The following is a 2,090-nucleotide window of genomic DNA, read 5'->3' as shown; positions in this document are numbered from 1 at the left end:
CGAAGGTGTCGCGAATCTGTTTGATCATGACACCCGCCGTCAACAGCGGCAACTCGGCCGCAGCGGAAGTGACCATGGGACTCTCCAGTCAGATCTGAAAAGCCCTTCATAACATCATGGTCTTAAATTTGGAACTGCTGGCCCCGGCGGAGCTGAGTTGCGCGTTGCGCCGCCGCGTGGCGAGGGGTACTTTTGTTGCTTATCGCTCAAAAAGCGCCCTCAATATGAGCGATAGCCGCTCCCCTTATGCCTCATGCTCTGGAACTGGCAACAACCCGACTGGCCCCAATTCGCCTACGACAGCGTGCGACTCGCGCCCCTGGAGGCGCGCCTGCTGCACGAATCCGGATTCCTGTTCGGGGCCTTCGCCCATCTGAGCGACGCCGAGCAACGAGCGCTGACGGTCGAATTGATCGGCGACGAGGCGCTGATGACCGCCCGGATCGAGGGTGAGCTTCTGGACCGCGACAGTCTTCAGTCCTCGCTGCTGCGCGAATTCGGTTTGGCCGAAGACCCGCGCCGCATCGCCCCGGCCGAGGCGGGGATGGCGGAGTTGATGGTCGATCTGTATCGGCACTTTCAGGAACCCCTGTCGCACGCGCGTCTGTGGGCCTGGCAAAGCATGCTGATGGCGGGGCGGCGGGATCTGCGCGAGGTCGGGGGCTATCGCACCCTGGAAGAGCCGATGCAGGTGGTTTCGGGCGCCGTTTATGCGCCCCGGGTACATTTCGAGGCCCCGCCCGCCGGGCAGGTGCTCGCGGAGATGGAGCGCTTTCTTGCCTGGCTGGAGCGCAGCGCCCCGACCGGCGAGCACCCGCTGCCGCCACTGACACGCGCGGGCATCGCCCATCTGTATTTCGTGATCCACCCCTTCGAGGACGGCAACGGCCGGATTGCGCGTGCCATTGCGGAGCAGGTTCTGGCGCAGGGTCTCGGGCAACCCACGCTGATCGCCCTGTCGCACACCATCGAACGGCACAAGAAAGCGTATTACAGCGCGCTGGAGCGGGCGAACAAAACCAATCGCATCGACGATTGGCTGGAGTATTTTGCCCATACCGTTTTGGATGCACTGGATTCCAGCCGCGCGCGGGTGGTCTTTCTCATCGGTAAGGCGAAGCTCTACGACCGCCTGCGGGGTCAATTGAACGCGCGCCAGGGCAAGGCGCTGGCACGCCTGTTCCGCGCCGGACCGGAGGGCTTCGTCGGGGGCTTGAGCGCCGAGAACTATCGCGCGATCACCGGCAGCGCGCGGGCCACCGCGACCCGCGATCTTCAGGATCTGGTCGCCAAGGGGGCGCTTGTTCGCAGCGGGGAGCGGAAGCATACCCGGTATGCCTTGAATCTCTCGCCGAGTCAGTAAAGGCACATAAGTGTTCGCCCGGATTTGTCCACAGATGTCACCGATGAACACAGATGAAGAAAAAATCTGTGTTCATCGGTGACATCTGTGGATTACTTTCAGCTCCAAGGCCTGGGCCTGGGCGGAAGCTGGCCGGAATGATGATCAAGGCCCGGTGAGGCGCTGATCGCCATCGAGCCAGCGGTAGACCGCCGCCGCAAGGCGGCTACTGGGACCGCCGACAGCCTGTCGGCCCCGGCGCGAAGTGCCTTTCATCGGTTCCGAATGCCGCCTGACGGCGGCGGGCCGGCAGGTTGCCGGCGGTCCTGCACGCGGCTTCGCCGCAGTGTTGGCGGTTTCAAGGCTCAAACCCCAGGGCACGCAACCGTTCGGCCAGTTGCTCCGCACGCGCGTGTTCCTGCTCGGCACGGGCACGCTCCTGCTCGGCACGCGCGCGCTCCTCCTCCGCACGGGCACGCTCCTGCTCGGCACGCGCCGCCTCGTCGCGCAAGCGCGCGGCCAGTTCGACCGAGGTCAAGAACGGTTGCCCCTGAGGATCGAAGATCTCCAGCGTCTCGCCGCTCAACGCAAAGCGGATACCCAGCCGCGGGCTGATCCAGCCGTTCAGATGCGACATCCGCCGCAGCCGCCCGTCCTGGCGCAGCCGGATCTCCAGCGTGTTGGCGGACGGATCGTAGACGTAGTATTCCTCGACCCCGTAGGTGTCGTAATAGGCCAGCTTATCAGT

1 protein-coding gene and 1 pseudogene are annotated in these 2,090 nt (G+C 64.4%); one reads left to right on the top strand and one right to left on the bottom strand.

Annotation, left to right across the window (positions count from 1 at the left end; translation table 11 throughout):
* Positions 1 to 253: 253 nt before the first annotated feature.
* Positions 254 to 1,363 (top strand): Fic family protein, encoded by a 1,110-nt coding sequence (locus QZY03_RS07750; RefSeq protein WP_295579818.1) that lies wholly within the window; start codon positions 254 to 256, stop codon positions 1,361 to 1,363.
* Positions 1,364 to 1,700: 337 nt separating this feature from the next.
* Here the strand turns inward: QZY03_RS07750 and QZY03_RS07745 are convergent.
* A pseudogene (locus QZY03_RS07745) lies at positions 1,701 to 2,090 on the bottom strand (Uma2 family endonuclease); the annotation flags it as partial.

Origin of the sequence: uncultured Lamprocystis sp., from assembly GCF_903933125.1 — a bacterium.
In the GTDB taxonomy this organism is placed as follows: Bacteria; Pseudomonadota; Gammaproteobacteria; order Chromatiales; family Chromatiaceae; genus Thiodictyon.
Note: the sequence above shows the minus strand (reverse complement) of the source record. Positions and strands in the feature narration are given on the sequence as shown.